The organism is Streptomyces sp. NPDC007945, from assembly GCF_042958885.1.
In the GTDB taxonomy this organism is placed as follows: domain Bacteria; phylum Actinomycetota; class Actinomycetes; order Streptomycetales; family Streptomycetaceae; genus Streptomyces.
The window spans coordinates 560,446-576,061 of the sequence record NZ_JBIBJV010000005.1; the positions used below are offsets into that span (position 1 = coordinate 560,446).

Genomic DNA, 15,616 nt, shown 5'->3' on the forward strand with positions numbered 1-15,616 from the left:
CGGGACGGGCACGGGTCAGCTGCGGAGCGGGCCCTCGCAGCGGAAGTCCGAGGTGCCGGCGACCCGGTTGGACCAGATGTCGATCGGTCCGAAGCTGCAGTTCATGTCGGCCAGGTTGTTCAGCGCCGCACCCGAGCGGTCGAGGATGAAGTAGTCGACGGTCTCGGACATGTCCTTGAAGTTCTGGTCGTCGCTGCCCGCGTTCGACAGGTTCGCCGTGATCCGGCCGGTGCAGACGAAGCGGCGCTTGCCGGGCTCGCCGTTCTCGACGCAGTCCGGGGTGTTGTACGTGGCGTTGGCGAAGGCGGCCTTCACCCCGGCGACGGTCGAGTACGTGAGCTGCGCGTTGGGGGTGTACGTGGTGTTCGGCACGAACAGCCGGTCGACCTGGGCGATCTGGGCGTCCAGGAAGCGGTCGTACGCCTGCTGGAGGCCGGCGTCGGAGCTGAGCCGCTCGCGCCAGGCGTCATAGCCGGCGACGTCGTCGTTCCGCAGGCGGGTGTACATCTCGCGGATCAGGGAGGGGCGTTCGGTCCACAGGAACTCGAAGAAGGTGCCCGCGTAGTTGTAGAAGCGGAAGCCGTCGCCGTCGTAGGTCGCGTGCAGGATCTGGCGGAGGTTCATCCGCGGACCGCCGCCGGCCGTGTCGTTGATGATGCCCCGGACCAGGGACTTGCGGACGGCGATGCCGTCGTCGCGGGTGGCGCCGTCGAAGAACTCGGCGGTGCCCTCGTCCATGAAGGTGGTCCGGTCGCCCTGGTACCAGGGCCCCTGGCCGAAGAAGCCGGGGACGGCGAAGCGCCCGTTGAGGTAGTGGGTGTACTCGTGGCGGAACAGCTCCTCCAGGGTGAGGGAGGAGTCCTGCGGGACGCGGCGCTGGTACGTGTAGAAGGTGGCGCCGTTCTCGATGTAGATGCCGCCGTTGTTCGTGTCGTACCCGGTCAGGATCGGGTGGTAGTTCTCGTAGTCGGCCCGGGAGCCGTACAGCACGATGTTCAGGGTGGTGTTGGGGTCGCCGGCCAGCGGCCGGTCGCTGCCCACCACCCGGTGGAACTGCGCCTTGACCTGCTTGCTCGCGTAGTACAGCTGGTCGACGGTGGCGCGGTCGAGGCCGGTGCGGACCTTGAGGGCGGCGCCGGTCCCGGTGTCGTAGGTGTAGGTGTACGGGAGGATGCGGGCCTCGATGTCGGCCTTGCAGACGTTGTACGGGGCACAGGCGTCGTAGAAGTTCAGCCAGGACACGATCTTGGCCCAGGGCTGGCTGCCGGAGCCCCAGGCGCTCTCGACGGGGCCGATCATCGCGCCGAGGTCGGCGACGATCCCGTTCCGCAGCCCCGCGACCTCGCCGAAGCGCCCGTACTCGCTCAGGGCGTCGCGGGCGACCCAGGCGTTGGCGGTGCCCTTGAGGTGGGTGTGGCCGGCGAAGGCCTTGAAGGCGGCGCGGTAGGCGGGGTCGGCGGCGACGGCGGCATGGAAGGCGGCGTCTTGGTTGCCGGAGTAGATGCCCAGGTAGTTGACGGAGAGTCCGGCGAGGGCGGCGCCCGCCCAGGCCGGGTCGTGGTGGGTGGCGGGGTGCGCCGGGTCCATGGTGGCGAGCACCTTGACGATGAGGCCGAGCTGGTGCTGGCGCAGCCCGGGGGCGCTGCCGATGTAGAGGGCCTCGCGGAGGGTGCGGGCGTTGGACGCGGTGACGTCGAAGGTGCGGGCGGCGGAGCCGAAGGCGGCGATGGCGCGGCGGACGGCGTCGACGGTCGGAGCGTCGGTGATGTCGATCTCGTCGCGCGAGAAGTCGTGGTAGGCCACCGCGTGGAGGTAGGTGAACATCTCCTCCAGGTGGGAGGAGTTGCGGCCGTCGTGGGCGGCGGCCAGACCGGAGATGCGCTGGGCGACGGCCTGCACGTGGGCGTCGGACATGACCGGGGCGAGGCGGGCGTCCCACGTCCATATGAGACCGCTCAGACAGCCGCCGGCGGTGACGGCGGGGTCGGCGAGGAAGTCCGCGAAGGCCGCCGGGGAGAGGCGGGTGATGCCGTCCAGGGTGCAGGGCACGCCGGCGACGGTGACGGCGGGCGCCGCCTGGGCCGTGCTCCGCTCGGCCGTGGCCTGGGTCGTCTTCTTCGCCTGGCCGGGGACGCGCGCCCTGGTGTCGCCGGTGCCGCCGGGGGCGGGAGCCGGGGCGGGCGTGGTCGTACGGGCGTCGGCGAAACGCTCCACCTCGTCGAAGGGGTTCGGCTCGGCGGCGGTGGGCGCGAAGGCGCCGGGCAGGTCGGCGGGCGCGGCGGCGGTGCGCGCGGCGGGCGCCTCGGCGGCCTGCGTCGCCGCCTGACCGGCGGAGGCCACGAGGGTCACCGCGATGGCGGTGGCGAGGAGGGAGGAGCGCACGACTCTGTGCTGGGACACGAGGTCTCCTGGATGCGGGTGGGGATGAGGGGGGTTGCGCGGCCGTTCGGCGGAAGCTGAACGCGAGTTGACGGACAGGCAGCCGTCCGCGGCATGATGGGTAACATAGTAATGTGAAATTGCACTGACAACCCCTGTGCAGGGGTCAGTTGCGACGACCGGGCGTCCGTCTCCGCGAGGAAACGGGGGGAGGCGGACGCCCGGCCCCGGACCCGGGGCCGAATCCGCTGGTCAGCGCGGTGAGTTCGGTACGACTCCGAGTCCGGGCGCCGTCGGCATCAGGCCCTTCGTCGCTCCCACCGCCCGCTCGCGCGCCACCGCCGCGAGCGCCGCGTCACCGATCGCGTCGGCCAGCCGGGCCCTCCCCAGCCAGTTGTACGGACTGTCCGGGCGCAGCCCGTCCCGCTCGCTCAGCAGCAGCCGCGCCCGGTCGTGCTCCCCCGCGGCGAGCGCCGATTCGAGGAGGGTGCGCTGGACGGCGTCGCGCTGGGCGTGACTGCCGCCGAAGACCTGGATCCGGCGCCGCAGCGGCCAGAGCAGCTCCACCACGGCCGCGTGGTCACCGCCCCCCTGCGCGAGGAGCGCCTCGCAGACCGGAAGGCCGATCTCGGCCGTCATGGCGTGGTTGGAGAGGGTGCGCCGCTCGCCCTCGCCCTCCCCTTCGCCCTCGGCCAGCCACCGGCGTCGGTCGGCCACCAGCGCCTCGGCCTGCGCGATCCTGCCCGCCCCGACGTACGCCATCACGGCGTGGGCGTCGTTGAAGGCGTAGAACGGCGGATCGGCCCGGGCGGCCCAGGCGTCGGCGAGCCGCGCCCAGCGCTCCGGTTCCTCCCGGCCCGCGAGCCGCAGGCGCCACAACAGCGCGGCGGCGTCGAGGAGTTCCATGGCGAGCCCCGCCGACTCGGCCGGGTGGACCGCCGCGTCGTAGACCCGCAGGGCGGTCTCCTCCGCGCCCGCCTCCAGGGCGTACAGCGCGTAGTGCCACCAGTTGTGCACCGTCAGGTAGTTGCCGCGCGCCCAGTCGTCCGCGCGGCCGTCGAGGAAGGCGACACCCTCGGCGACCCTGCCCTGCATCTCGTAGACGTGGGTCACCGCGTGCACCGCCCACACGTCCCTCGGATGCCGCTCGACCGCGGCGAGGCCCGTCTCCTCCGCGCGCCGGTAGTGGCCCGACTCCTCCAGGCCGAAGGCGTACATGCCGAGCAGCGGACCCCGGTGCTCGTCCGCCCTCCCCCACGCCGACAGGGCGCCGCCGATCCGGTCCCGCAGCCGGACGGCGTCGCCGGTGAGGAAGTCCAGCTGGTGCCCGGCGAAGAGGGCGAGGACGTCCCGCGGGTACGCCAGGGACAGCTCCTCCAGGAGATCGCCCGCTCCGTGCAGGTCACCGGCGAGACAGGCGCCGGCGGCGGCCAGGTGCAGCCGCTCGCGCTCGGGCAGCGCGGAGGCGTCGCAGCCGGCCAGGAAGCGCTCGAAGCGGGTCCTGGCCGCCGCGGCGCCGGTGTGCTCGGTGCCGAGCACACCCAGATAGGCGGCGAGGGCCTGGGCGTCGGGCGAGCCGGGGCTCGCCGCGAGGGCGTCGGCGACGGCCTGGGTCACCTCGGGCCGGAAGAAGAGCAGGGCCTCCACGGCCCGGTCCAGATGTTCGGCCCCCTCCGGGCCGCAGGCGTACAGGGTGTTGCCGTAGCGGTCGGTCGCCAACGCGGATCCTCACCTCGGTTCGTCGGATGCCTGGGGCCCGGACGGTCGGGGCACGGCCCTCCCGCCGACATCGGGAGCGTGCCCCGGCCGTCCCCGCGCCACTCCGCGCGGACCTCGGCGAGGGGGGTGGTCCGGCAGCGTGATCCACTGGTCCCGCACCGCGGCGCACCACTCGGAGCACCCAGCACCCACGCAGCACGCAGCACGCAGCACAAGGAGAGTGAACGTTCATGTCCGTCGCCGCCGACGCCGCCGTCCGGATCCGTCCGGTCCGGGAGGACGACTTCGCGCAGTGGCGCGCCCTGTACCGGGGCTACGCCGAGTTCTACCGGGTCGAGCAGAGCGAGGAGGCGGCGGCGCTCGTCTGGTCGTGGCTCCACGACCCCGGACACGAGGTGGAGGGACTGGTGGCCGAGGGGGCCGACGGGCGGCTCGTGGGGCTCGCGCACTTCCGGGCCTTCGCGCGGCCGCTCTCCGCGTCGGTCGGCGGCTGGCTCGACGACCTGTTCGTGGACCCGGCGAGCCGGGGCACCGGCGCCGCCGACCTGCTGCTCGCCGCGCTGCGCGGGATCGGCGCGGAGCGCGGCTGGAGCGTCGTCCGCTGGATCACGGCCGACGACAACCACCGCGCCCGCTCCAAGTACGACCAGGTGGCCACGCGCACGATGTGGATCACGTACGACATGGCCACCGGGACTTGACCCGGAGGACCCGGCCTAGCGAAGTTCCTCGGCGACGATCGCCGCGGCGCCCGCGACCAGTTCGTCCACGGCCGGGGCCGCCTGCTCGAAGCGGGTGGTGAGGACGGCGAGGAGGATGGGGCCGCCGTCCGGCGGCCAGGTGACGCCCACGTCGTTGTTGCCGCCGTACGAGCCGCCGCCGGTCTTGTCCGCCACCGTCCAGTCCGCCGGCAGGCCCTTGCGGAAGCGGGTGGGGCTGGTGGTGTTGCGGAGCAGCCAGTCGGTGAGGAGGCCGCGGTCGGCGGGGTCGAGGGCGCGGCCGAGGACGAGCCTGCCGTAGGTGCGGGCGATGGCGCGCGGGCTGGTGGTGTCGGTGGTCCGCCAGGGCTCGGCGGAGTTCAACTCGGGCTCCCAGCGGTCGAGCCGGGTGACCGGGTCGCCGAGCGAGCGGGCGAAGCGGGTGATGGCGGTGGGGCCGCCGAGCTCGCGCAGGAGGAGGTTGCCGGCGGTGTTGTCGCTGAACCGGATGGTGGCGTCGCAGAGTGCGGAGACGGTCAGGCCGTTCGCGATGTTCTCCGGCTCCTTGGTCACGGGGGACCAGCCGGACTTCTCGACGTAGGCGGCGGTGTAGTGCACGCGGCGGGCCAGGAAGGTGCCGTCGTGGTCGAGGTCGCGCAACACGGCCGCGGCGGCGAGGGTCTTGAAGACCGAGCACATCGGGAAGCGTTCACGGTCCCGGTGGGCGATCGTGCGGCCGGAGCGCACGTCGTGGGCGTACACGCCGAGGCGGGCGTCGTACCGCTCCTCCAGGGCGCGCAGGCGGGCGGTGATCCGGTCGTCGGCGCGGCCGGACGGCCGGCTCGCGGCGTGCGCGGTGCCCGCGCCGGCGAGGCCGAGGGTGGTGAGCGCCGTCGCGGCGCCGAGGGTGAGGGCGGTCCGGCGGGAGGCGCCGGAGTTCTGGGTGTGCACGGACGTCCCTTCGCAGGCGATCGTCGACGATCGCGGGTGATCGTTTCCGCAGTGCACCACGCCCGGACGGGCGGTCCGGTTCCGACACCCCCGGTTACCTGACGGTACGTGACGAGTGGTTCACTTTCTGATCATGACACCAGGGAGCACCGTGCTCCGACCGTGGACGAAAGGACGCGCATGCCCCACCACGAGCGGGAGAGCGGCACGGCGCCGACCCTGATCCAGTCGGTGCGCCGAGCCGTACGACTGATGGACCAGCTGGAGCGGCGCGGGGGCACGGGGAGCGCCAAGCAACTGGCCCGCGAGGCGGCGCTGCCGCTGCCGACCGCGTACCACCTGCTGCGCACCCTGGTCCACGAGGGCCTGGTACGCAACGACAGCGGCGCCTACCGGCTCGTCTCGCCGCTGCGCCGCGGCCCCGGCTCCGGCACCCACGAGCCGGCCCTGGGGATCCAGGCCTGGGTGGACACGCTCAGCCGGGAGCTGGACGCCGCCGTGTACTTCGCGCGCTACCTGGACGGCGAGGTGCGGCTCGACACCGTGTCCCGCAATCCGGCGCGGCCGCCCGTCGCGGAGTGGGCCGACTTCCGGGCCACCGCCCACGCCCACGCCGCCGGCCAGAGCCTGCTGCTCCAACTGGAGCCGGAGCAGCGCGACGAGCACCTGAACCGCCACCGGGTGACGGCTCTCACCGCCCACACGGTCGCCACGCGGGGCGAGTTCGACCGGCGGCTCGCGACGACCCCAAGACGGCGGCCGGTCCTGGAGCACCAGGAGTACGCGCTGGGGACCGCGTGCGCGGCGGTGCCGATCACGGTGGGCACGGCGGCGGCCGCGGTGGCCCTGTCGATCCCCGCCGCCGAGGGGGCGCGGCTGCGCGGGCTCGCGGACCGGCTCCAGGAGCGGGCGGAGCGGGTGCTGATCGCGCAGACCTTCGCCGTCGCCGCGGCCGGCCACGAGCCTTGACCCGGCGGACGCGGGACGGCTGAACGGCCCGAGGGGGGAGACGGAGAGGGGCGCCACCGGGAGACCGGCGGCGCCCCTCTCCCTTGCCCGCCGACTCCCTCGCACCCCTTCCCCCTGTGACGCTGAATACCTAGGGGGGTATTTGACGTGGCGCGATACCGGCCCGTACGGTCGTACTCGTACATACCCGGGGGGGTATTCAGCCCGCTCGCGGGAGGTTCCGCCGTGTTCTTCGCCCAGTACTACCTCGACTGCCTGTCCCACGCCTCGTACCTCGTCGCGGACGAGGGCACCGGGCGCGCCGTGGTCGTCGACCCCCGCCGGGACGTCTCCGAGTACCTCGCGGACGCCGCGGCGCACGGCTTCACGATCGTCGGAGTCGTCAACACCCACGTCCACGCCGACTTCGTCGCCGGTCACCTGGAGCTGGGCGACGACACCGGCGCGTGGATCGGCTACGGCCGGCGCGCCGAGACCGAGTACCCCGTCCGCTCGCTCGACGAGGGCGAGCGGATCGTGCTCGGCGAGGTCGTCCTCCAGGTCATGGAGACCCCGGGCCACACCCCGGAATCGATCAGCCTCCTCGTGTACGAGCACGCCGGCGACGCCGTCCCGTACGGCGTCCTGACCGGGGACGCGCTCTTCATCGGGGACGTCGGCCGGCCGGACCTGCTCGCCTCGGCCGGGGTGTCCGCCGAGGAGCTCGGCGGGATGCTGCACCACAGCGTCCAGCACAAGCTGATGGGCCTGCCCGACGAGGTCCGGGTCTTCCCCGCCCACGGCGCCGGATCGGCCTGCGGCAAGAACCTCTCCACCGAGAGGTCCTCCACCATCGGCGAGCAGCGCGCCACCAACTACGCCTGCGCGCCCATGGACCGGGACGCCTTCGTCGCCCTCGTCACGGCCGGGCAGCCGGCGGCGCCCGGCTACTTCGCCCACGACGCCGACCTCAACCGCAAGGACCGCCGCCGGTACGACTCCGCCACCGCGGCCCGGGCCCTGACGCTCGAAGGGTTCGCCGGGCCGCGGACCGCCGGGGCCGTCGTCGTCGACGCCCGCGACCCGCGGGAGTTCGCCGCCGGGCATCTGCGCGGCGCCGTGAACGTGCCGGCTGACGGACGGTTCGCCGAGCAGGCCGGAACCGTCCTCGACCCGGCCGACCGGCTCCTCGTCGTCGCCCCCGAGGGGCGCGAGGAGGAGGTCGTCACCCGCCTCGCCCGCGTCGGATTCGACCGGGTCGAGGGGTACCTCCCCGATCCGGAGGCGGCGCTGGAGGCGCTCGCCGACGAGGTCGTCCCGGCGAGCCGCGTCACGGCGGCGCAGCTGCGGACCGCGCTCGCGGGCGACCGGCCGCCGCTCGTCGTGGACGTGCGGACCTGCGGCGAGCGCGCCGCGGACGGCTTCATCGACGCGGCCCTGCACCTGCCGCTCGCCGAACTCCCCGCCCGGCTCGGCGAACTCCCCACGGACCGGCCCCTCGTCCTGCACTGCGCGGGCGGCCACCGCTCCTCCGTCGCCGCGAGCCTGCTGCGCCGGCGCGGCTTCGAGGACGTCTCCGACATCCTCGGCGGCTACGCGGCCTGGGCCCTGACGGCGGCGGGAAGCCCGGCCGCCTGAGCCCTCGCGCCCCCCTCAGAAGCCCTTCACACGAACGGAACCGCTCCCCCATGACCACCGCTCCCTCCCTCTCCCCCACCGTCCTGCACCGCCTCGCCCAGGAGGGCCGCGCACCGCGCCTGCTCGACGTCCGCACGCCCGGCGAGTTCCGTACGACCCACATCCCGGGCTCGTACAACGTGCCGCTCAGCACCCTGCGCGAGCACCGCGCCGAACTGCTGGCCCACCTGGACGACGAGGTCGTCCTCGTCTGCCGTTCCGGGCAGCGGGCGCGGGAGGCGGCGCGGGCCCTCGCCGACGCCGGTCTGCCGAACCCTCGGGTCCTGGAGGGCGGCATCGTCGCCTGGGAGGGGTCGGGCGCACCCGTGGAGCGGGGCCCCGAGCGGTGGGACATGGAGCGTCAGGTCCGGCTCGTGGCCGGCTCCGTCGTCCTCGCCACCGGCCTGATCGGCATCGCCGTCCCCGGCGTCCACCTCGTCGGGACCGCGATCGGCGCCGGGCTCACCTACGCCGCGCTCAGCAACACCTGCGCCCTGGGCGTCCTGCTCTCGAAGCTCCCCTACAACCGCGGGCCCCGCGCCGACCTCCGCACCGTCGTCGCGGAGCTGCGGAGCGCCCGGTGACCGTGCTCGTCCTCGCGGCCTCGCTGCTGGTGGGCGTCGCCCTCGGCGTCCTCGGCGGCGGGGGCTCGATCCTCACCGTACCGATCCTGGTCCACCTCGCCGGGCTGGGCCCGAAGGAGGCGATCGCGACCTCGCTGTTCGTCGTGGGCGTGACCAGCCTCGCCGCCCTCGTGCCGCACGCGCGGGCGCGACGGGTCCGGTGGCGGACCGGTCTGCTCTTCGGCGCCTTCAGCATGGCGGGCGCGTACGGCGGCGGGCGGCTCGCGGAGTACGTCCCGGCGACGGCGCTCGTCGTCGCCTTCGCCCTGATGACGCTCGCCACGGCCGCCGCCATGCTCCGCGCCCCCCGCACCGCCCGGGCGCCGGGGCCGGCCGGCGGCGGGCCGTCCGTGCGGCGCGTCGCCGGCGAGGGGGTCCTGGTGGGCGCGGTGACCGGACTCGTGGGCTCCGGGGGCGGCTTCCTGGTGGTTCCGGCCCTCGCGCTCCTCGGCGGGCTGCCGATGGGCGTCGCCGCCGGCACCTCGCTGCTCGTCATCGCCATGAACTCCTTCGCGGGTCTCGCCGGGCACCTGTCCGGCGTCACCCTGGACCTGGGCCTCGCCCTGACGGTCACCGCCGCGGCCGTCCTCGGCGGCCTCGCCGGGGCGCGGGCGGCCGCGCGGGTCCCGCGGGCGGCCCTCCGCCGGGCGTTCGGCTGGTTCGTCGCGGCGACGGGGTCCTTCGTGCTCGCGGGGGAGCTCGACCCGGCCGTCCGGACCCATCCGGCGACCTGGGCGGTCCTGGGCGCCGCCGGACTCGCGGCGGTAGCCGGGGCGATCGCCCGGCGGGCCCGGGGCCGTACGGAGACCGCCCACGAGTGAGCGGCATCCCCGGAAGCAGTCCGATCTGATACCCCTCGGGGTATTCTGGCGGGTGGGGGCGACGAGAAGGAGGACGCCCGTGCGAGTCGACGAAGAGGCCATGACACCCGTGCTGAACCGCCTGCGCCGGGCCCAGGGCCAGCTGGCCGGAGTGATCGCGATGGTCGAGGCGGGCCGCGACTGCAAGGACGTCGTGACCCAACTGGCCGCCGTCTCCCGGGCCCTGGACCGGGCCGGGTTCAAGATCGTGGCGAGCGGGATGCGGCAGTGCCTGTCCGAGGAGCCGGCGGGCGGTCCGCCGATGACGGAAGCGGAGCTGGAGCGGCTCTTCCTCGCCCTGGCGTAGCGCCCGCCCCCGCCGCCGGCCGCCCGCGGCCCGCGCGAGGGGGTCGGACGGCCGTCCCGCCTCCTATGCTGACCAGGTACGGAAATCACCAGGCCAGCCATGGCGCACGGACAAAGGGGCACCCCGCTCGATGAGCCGGAAGCAGCAGCGCGGAGAAGTCACCGTCGAGCGCGTCCTCGACGCGGCGCTCGACCTCTACGCGCACGAGGGGGAGGCGGGCCTCACCGTCGCCGCCCTCACCCGGGCGAGCGGCGTCAGCACCGGCAGCGTCTACCACCACTTCGGCAACCTCCACGGCGTGGTGTCCGCGCTCGCCCTGCGCTGGCTCGGCCGTCTCCTCGACCGGCTGGGCACCGCGCTGCTCGCGCATCAGGACGCCCGCTCCGGCATCGAGGCGGTCGTCCACGCCTATCTGGACTTCGTCCGTACGGAGCCGGCCGCCTCCCGTCTCCTGCACTCCCCCTTCGCGGACCAGGAGGGCTCGGCCCGCGCCGGCGAGATCCGCGACAACCAGGAGGCCCGGCTCACCCCCATCGAGCTCTGGCTGGACGCCCACCGCACGGCGGGCGAGCTGGCCGACCTGCCGACCCCGGTGATCGAGGCCCTCGTCCTGGGCCCCGTCATCGGCATGGCCCGCCGCTGGCTCACCCTCGGCGACGTCGACCTCGAAGAGGCGAGCCGCGTTCTCCCCGACCGGATCTGGCGGGCGGTCGGGCCCTGACGGAGACCGGCCCCGAACTCGACGCGCCCCACCCGCCACGCGACGCGGCCCACCCGGCGCTCAGCCAGGCCCGACCGCCGCTCAGCCCGGCGCACCCCCGACCGGGCTCCCCCCGCCCCCGGCGGGCGGGGCGGGCGGGGCCGGGGTCGCGCCGCCGGAGGGGCCCGGGCCGATGCGGAGCTCGAAGTCGCCGTCGTACCGCTCGTGTCCGGCGATCACCGCGACCCCGACGATCTCCTCGCCGACCTGGCCGCGCACGATCAGCGGATCCTCGCGCAGGTCCCGCATGAGGGCCACGCACATGCCGATCATGACGAGGACGAACGGGGCGGCGACGAGGATCGTCAGGTTCTGCAGGCCCGCCAGGGCGTCGCCCTGCCCGTCGCCGATGAGCAGCATGATCGCGGCGACGGCGCCGGTGACCACGCCCCAGAAGACCACCACCGGGCGCGTCGGTTCCATCGCGCCGCGCTGCGACAGGGTGCCCATGACGATCGAGGCGGCGTCCGCGCCCGAGACGAAGAAGATCCCGACGAGGACCATCACGAGCAGGCTCATCACGCCCGTCAGCGGGAACTCCTGGAGGAGGCCGAACAGTTGCCCCTCCGGCGTCGTCTCCCCCGAGAGCTCGCCCCGCTCGCTCATCCGCATCGCCGTGCCGCCGAAGATCGCGAACCAGACCAGGCTGACCGCGCTCGGCACCAGGATGACGCCGCCGATGAACTGACGGATCGTCCGGCCCCGGCTGATCCGGGCGATGAACATGCCGACGAAGGGCGTCCAGGAGATCCACCACGCCCAGTAGAAGACCGTCCAACCGCCCAGCCACGCGTGGATGTTCTCGCCGCTGGTGGCCTCGGTGCGGCCGGCCAGCTGCGGCAGGTCGCCGATGTACGCGGCGATCGAGGTCGGCAGCAGGTCGAGGACGATGATCGTGGGTCCCGCGACGAAGACGAACAGGGCGAGCAGCAGCGCGAGCACCATGTTGATGTTGGAGAGCCACTGGATGCCCTTCTCCACGCCGGAGACGGCGGAGAGCACGAAGGCGACGGTGAGCACGGCGATGATGCCGACCAGCAGGCCCGTGCCGGCCCGCTCCATCCAGCCCAGTTCCTCCACGCCGCTGCCGATCTGGAGCGCGCCGAGCCCCAGCGAGGCGGCGGAGCCGAAGAGGGTGGCGAAGATGGCGAGGATGTCGATGACCCGGCCCGGCCCGCCGAGCGCCCGGCGCTTGCCCAGGAGCGGCACGAAGACGGCGCTGATCGTCTGCCGGCGCCCGCGGCGGAAGGTCGAGTAGGCGATGGCGAGTCCGACGACGGCGTAGATGGCCCACGGGTGGAGCGTCCAGTGGAAGAGCGTGGTGGCCATCGCCGTCTCCATCCGCTCGGCCGAGTCGGCCGGGGAGGTGCCGGGCGGCGGGGTGCCGTAGTGGGCGAGCGGTTCGCTCACCCCGTAGAACATCAGGCCGATGCCCATGCCGGCGCTGAACATCATGGCGATCCAGGAGACCGTGCGGAACTCCGGCCCCTCGCCCTCGCGTCCGAGCGTGATCCGGCCGTACCGGCTGACGGCCAGCCACAGCGCGAAGACGACGAAGCCGGAGGCGGCCAGCATGAACGCCCAGCCGCCGTCCCGGATCAGGCCGTCGAGCAGACTGCTCGACACCGACTCCAGGCTGTCCGTGGCCGTGGCACCCCAGACGACGAAGGCGAGGGTGAGGACGGCGGTGACGCCGAAGACGACCGGATCGGTGTGGGCGGGGTGGCGGTGGCCGTGAGCGGGCAGGTCCGCCGTCACCGCCCGCGCCCCGCGCCCGCCCCCGTCCCTGCCGCGCCCTTCCTCCTCGCCCGCACCCGGTTCCTGTTCGACTCTCGCCATCCACGGCCTCTTTCCTCACCAGCGGGACAAAGGGTTTATGTCCCGATAAGGCAGTACCACAGGAGACGGCCGACTCGGCGGACCAACAGGCTCGTTCGACTCCTGGACACCTCCCGCAAGGGATGGTTAGGTTAGCCTTACCTAAAAATCGATCAAGGAGTCTCCGTGCCTGCCGCCCCCTCCCCCGCCCTGCCCCAGCAGACCGCCGCGGAGCAGGTCCGCTCCGTGCTGGCCCGGGCGATCTCCCTCTCCCTCACCATCGACGGCGCGACCTACGACCTCCTCGGCGCGCACACCGTCGGCGCCCGCGGCCGGATCACCCTCCACCCGCCCGCGGACACCCCCCTCTCCGACCACCTCTCCCGCGCCCCGCTCGGCCGCCCGGACGCCCGGATCGACCTCACCGACATCGCCCCGACCGCCGTGCGCGACCGGGTCCGGGCCCGGGTCACCCTCACCGGACGGCTCGCCCCCGCCACCCCGGGCGACCTCGGCTCGCTCCGCCTCGACCTCGCCGGCGTCACCCTGCGCACGGGCACCGGGACCCAGGACGTCGCACCCGGCGCGTACACCCTCGCCGCCCCCGACCCGCTCGCCCTCGAAGAGGCGGCCCTCCTCACCCACCTCGCCGACGCCCACGCCGACCTCGTCTCCGACCTCGTCGTCCTCGCCGGCTCCCGCCTCCCCCACGGCGTCGTCCGTGCCCTCCCCCTCGCCATCGACCAACACGCGGTGTCGCTGCGCTGCGAGTACGGCGAGGGCCACTGCGACCTCCGCCTCCTCTTCCCCGGCGAGGCCCGCGACGCCGCCGAGGCCGGCGACATGGTCCGCCGACTGCTCACCGCCCCGCGCTGCGCCCACCACCACGACCACCCCTGACCCGACCCGTCGGGCCACCCCGGCTGCCCGGCCACCCCGCCACCCGGCGGAAACCGCACACGCGCGCGGGCGCGTCCCCTCCCGCATGGACCAGATCAGGCACGGATTCCGCCAGCTCCTGCGCTTCGCCCTCCTGGAGGCGCGCTGCTGCGCCTTCGCCGTCGCGCTCGTCGGCGGCATCGCCGTCTCCGCGCTCCTGCCCGAGCTGCCCGTCGCCCGCTACGACCTGCTCCTCGGCTACGGCGTCCTGCTCACCGTCCTGGCCTGGCGGCTCGGCTGGGACAGCGGGCGGGACGTCGTGGTCATCGCCGTCTGCCACCTCATCGGCCTGGTCTTCGAGCTGGTCAAGGTCCGCATGGGCTCATGGAGCTATCCGGAGGACGCCGTCACCAAGTTCGGCGGCGTGCCCCTGTACGGCGGCTTCCTGTACGCGGCCGTCGGCAGCTACGTCTGCCGCGCCTGGCGCCTCTTCGACCTGCGGGTGACCGGCTACCGGCCCCGAGCCATGGCGGTCCTCGCCGGGGCGGTCTACCTCAACTTCTTCAGCCACCACTGGCTGCCCGACGCCCGCTGGCCCCTCGCCGCGCTGCTGCTCCTGGCCACCGCGGGCACCTGGGTGAGCTTCCGCGTCGGCGAGGAGGACCACCGGATGCCGCTGGCCCTCTCCTTCGTCCTCATCGGCTTCTTCCTCTGGATCGCGGAGAACGCCGCCACCTACGCCGGCGCGTGGAGCTATCCCGACCAGCTCGACGGCTGGCAGCCCGTCTCGATCGCCAAGTTCGGCGCCTGGGCGCTCCTCATCTCCGTCACCTTCGTCCTCGCCTACGGGACGGGCTCCTCGCCCCGGCGGATGCCGAGCGTCGCCAGCAGGTCCTCGTGAAGCTCCATCCAGACGGTGTGACAGGAGTCGGCGCGCGGCCGGTCCACCCAGGACAGCTCGCCGCGCCGCACCCGTGCGAGGGCGCCGGTGAAGCGCTCGCCGTAGCCGCCGAAGCGCGGCAGCAGGGCGCCGAGCTCGCCCGAGAGGGTGTCGATGACCCCGCCGAGCACGGTCAGCTCGTCAAGGACCCGCCCGTCCCAGACCGGGTCCCCGTGGGTGTTGACGGCGAGGCGCCCGTGGTCGTCGGGCCGCAGCTGCCAGTCGGTGCAGGCCTTCAGGCAGCGGGCGTTGTACGCCAGGAAGGTCCCGTACCGCTCCCGGACGAAGGCCTCTTGCCCGGACCCGGCCAGCTCCTCGGCGAGCAGCCGCTCCCCCTCGGCCCGCCCCCGGTCGGTGAGGCTCCAGCCCGAGGTGCCGGCGAAGGAGGACCGGGTGACCCTCCCGTACGCCTGGAGGTCGAGCAGCAGTTCGCCCACGGCGGCGGGATCGAGCCCGAAGCGCGCCGCGGCCTCCTCCTCGGTGGTCATGCCCCGCAGCCGTACGGCGTGCAGGACCAGCAGTTCGGGAGCGGAGGGGATCGGGGAGGTCGCCATGGAGGGAGCCTAGGGGGTGTCGTCCGGATCCCCGGCTAGCGTTCCGCCCGGGCAACCCGTCCGGCCGCCGGTGCGTCTTTCTCCGTACGAAGCCGTGCCGGGCCGTGCCGGGCCGGCCCACCCTCACCGAAGGACCCGCCATGAGCGACAGGGCCCGCGTCCTCTTCGACGCGCTCGACCTCGACCACGACGGCACGCTGACCCGTACGGAGGTCATCCGGGCGCTGCGCGAGAAGGGTCCCACGCTCGCGGCGCGCGGCGTCATCCCCTTCTGGGGCGTCGGGGGCGACGACGCGTCCGCCGCGCTGTTCGACGCGGCGGACCAGAACGGCGACCGCGTCCTCAGCTACGAGGAGTTCGCCGCCGTCGTGGACCGTCGCTTCGGCTGGTGACCCCCGCGGGGCCGCCTCCGGCGCGGAGCCGGGCGGCCCCCGAAAGGGCACGGATGGGTAACGGACGGGGCGAGCGGGATCCCATACCTTGTCAGTGCAATTTCACATTAC

The 15,616-nt window shown here is 73.9% G+C and carries 15 protein-coding genes; 10 read left to right on the top strand and 5 right to left on the bottom strand.

Annotation, left to right across the window (positions count from 1 at the left end; all coding sequences use genetic code 11):
• Positions 1–15: 15 nt before the first annotated feature.
• Together ACFZCF_RS19545 and ACFZCF_RS19550 are read right to left on the bottom strand one after the other, a co-directional pair.
• Positions 16–2,400, bottom strand: coding sequence for a collagenase (locus ACFZCF_RS19545; RefSeq protein WP_391287560.1), 2,385 nt, complete (start codon positions 2,398–2,400; stop codon positions 16–18).
• Positions 2,401–2,631: 231 nt separating this feature from the next.
• Entirely contained in the window at positions 2,632–4,098 is a 1,467-nt protein-coding gene (locus ACFZCF_RS19550; RefSeq protein ID WP_391287562.1) for a tetratricopeptide repeat protein, read from the bottom strand.
• Between the two features lie 230 nt (positions 4,099–4,328).
• Between ACFZCF_RS19550 and ACFZCF_RS19555 the strand changes: the two genes are divergently transcribed.
• Positions 4,329–4,799, top strand: coding sequence for a GNAT family N-acetyltransferase (locus ACFZCF_RS19555; protein ID WP_391287564.1), 471 nt, complete (start codon positions 4,329–4,331; stop codon positions 4,797–4,799).
• 15 nt (positions 4,800–4,814) lie between these two features.
• Here the strand turns inward: ACFZCF_RS19555 and bla are convergent, their stop codons facing one another.
• Positions 4,815–5,747, bottom strand: coding sequence for a class A beta-lactamase (gene bla, locus ACFZCF_RS19560; RefSeq protein ID WP_391287566.1), 933 nt, complete (start codon positions 5,745–5,747; stop codon positions 4,815–4,817).
• A 180-nt stretch (positions 5,748–5,927) separates the two neighbouring features.
• Between bla and ACFZCF_RS19565 the strand changes: the two genes are divergently transcribed.
• From ACFZCF_RS19565 to ACFZCF_RS19590, 6 genes are all read left to right on the top strand, one after another.
• Positions 5,928–6,716, top strand: a complete 789-nt coding sequence (locus tag ACFZCF_RS19565) for a helix-turn-helix domain-containing protein (RefSeq protein WP_391287568.1) — start codon at positions 5,928–5,930, stop codon at positions 6,714–6,716.
• A gap of 225 nt (positions 6,717–6,941) precedes the next feature.
• Positions 6,942–8,333 carry a rhodanese-like domain-containing protein gene (locus ACFZCF_RS19570; RefSeq protein WP_391287570.1) on the top strand — a complete coding sequence of 464 codons (1,392 nt, stop codon included), beginning with the start codon at positions 6,942–6,944 and terminating at the stop codon, positions 8,331–8,333.
• Positions 8,334–8,383: 50 nt separating this feature from the next.
• On the top strand, positions 8,384–8,956 hold the full coding sequence (locus tag ACFZCF_RS19575; protein ID WP_391287572.1) for a rhodanese-like domain-containing protein: 573 nt from the start codon (positions 8,384–8,386) through the stop codon (positions 8,954–8,956).
• Positions 8,953–9,816: a TSUP family transporter gene (locus ACFZCF_RS19580; RefSeq protein WP_391287573.1), complete on the top strand. Its 864-nt coding sequence runs from the start codon at positions 8,953–8,955 to the stop codon at positions 9,814–9,816. The genes ACFZCF_RS19575 and ACFZCF_RS19580 overlap by 4 nt, the downstream gene beginning before the upstream one ends.
• Positions 9,817–9,916: 100 nt before the next feature.
• On the top strand, positions 9,917–10,162 hold the full coding sequence (locus ACFZCF_RS19585) for a metal-sensitive transcriptional regulator (protein ID WP_388444969.1): 246 nt from the start codon (positions 9,917–9,919) through the stop codon (positions 10,160–10,162).
• A gap of 130 nt (positions 10,163–10,292) precedes the next feature.
• A complete protein-coding gene (locus ACFZCF_RS19590; RefSeq protein ID WP_388444890.1) occupies positions 10,293–10,883 on the top strand; it encodes a TetR/AcrR family transcriptional regulator in 591 nt (196 codons plus the stop codon).
• Positions 10,884–10,964: 81 nt separating this feature from the next.
• Here ACFZCF_RS19590 and ACFZCF_RS19595 read toward each other — a convergent pair whose 3' ends face one another.
• Positions 10,965–12,761, bottom strand: a complete 1,797-nt coding sequence (locus ACFZCF_RS19595; protein WP_391287574.1) for a BCCT family transporter — start codon at positions 12,759–12,761, stop codon at positions 10,965–10,967.
• 165 nt (positions 12,762–12,926) lie between these two features.
• Here ACFZCF_RS19595 and ACFZCF_RS19600 point away from each other — a divergent pair, with 165 nt between their 5' ends.
• Together ACFZCF_RS19600 and ACFZCF_RS19605 are read left to right on the top strand one after the other, a co-directional pair.
• Positions 12,927–13,640: a DUF2470 domain-containing protein gene (locus tag ACFZCF_RS19600; RefSeq protein WP_391287576.1), complete on the top strand. Its 714-nt coding sequence runs from the start codon at positions 12,927–12,929 to the stop codon at positions 13,638–13,640.
• A gap of 85 nt (positions 13,641–13,725) precedes the next feature.
• Complete coding sequence (locus tag ACFZCF_RS19605) at positions 13,726–14,520, top strand: DUF817 family protein (RefSeq protein WP_391287578.1); 795 nt, start codon at positions 13,726–13,728, stop codon at positions 14,518–14,520.
• Here the strand turns inward: ACFZCF_RS19605 and ACFZCF_RS19610 are convergent.
• Positions 14,463–15,113 (bottom strand): transcriptional regulator, encoded by a 651-nt coding sequence (locus tag ACFZCF_RS19610; protein ID WP_391287579.1) that lies wholly within the window; start codon positions 15,111–15,113, stop codon positions 14,463–14,465. The two genes, ACFZCF_RS19605 and ACFZCF_RS19610, sit on opposite strands and share 58 nt — an antisense overlap.
• A gap of 140 nt (positions 15,114–15,253) precedes the next feature.
• Here ACFZCF_RS19610 and ACFZCF_RS19615 point away from each other — a divergent pair, with 140 nt between their 5' ends.
• The gene (locus ACFZCF_RS19615; RefSeq protein WP_391287580.1) at positions 15,254–15,505 is read left to right on the top strand and encodes an EF-hand domain-containing protein; all 252 of its coding nucleotides are present in this window, start codon (positions 15,254–15,256) and stop codon (positions 15,503–15,505) included.
• The last annotated feature ends 111 nt before the right edge of the window (positions 15,506–15,616 follow it).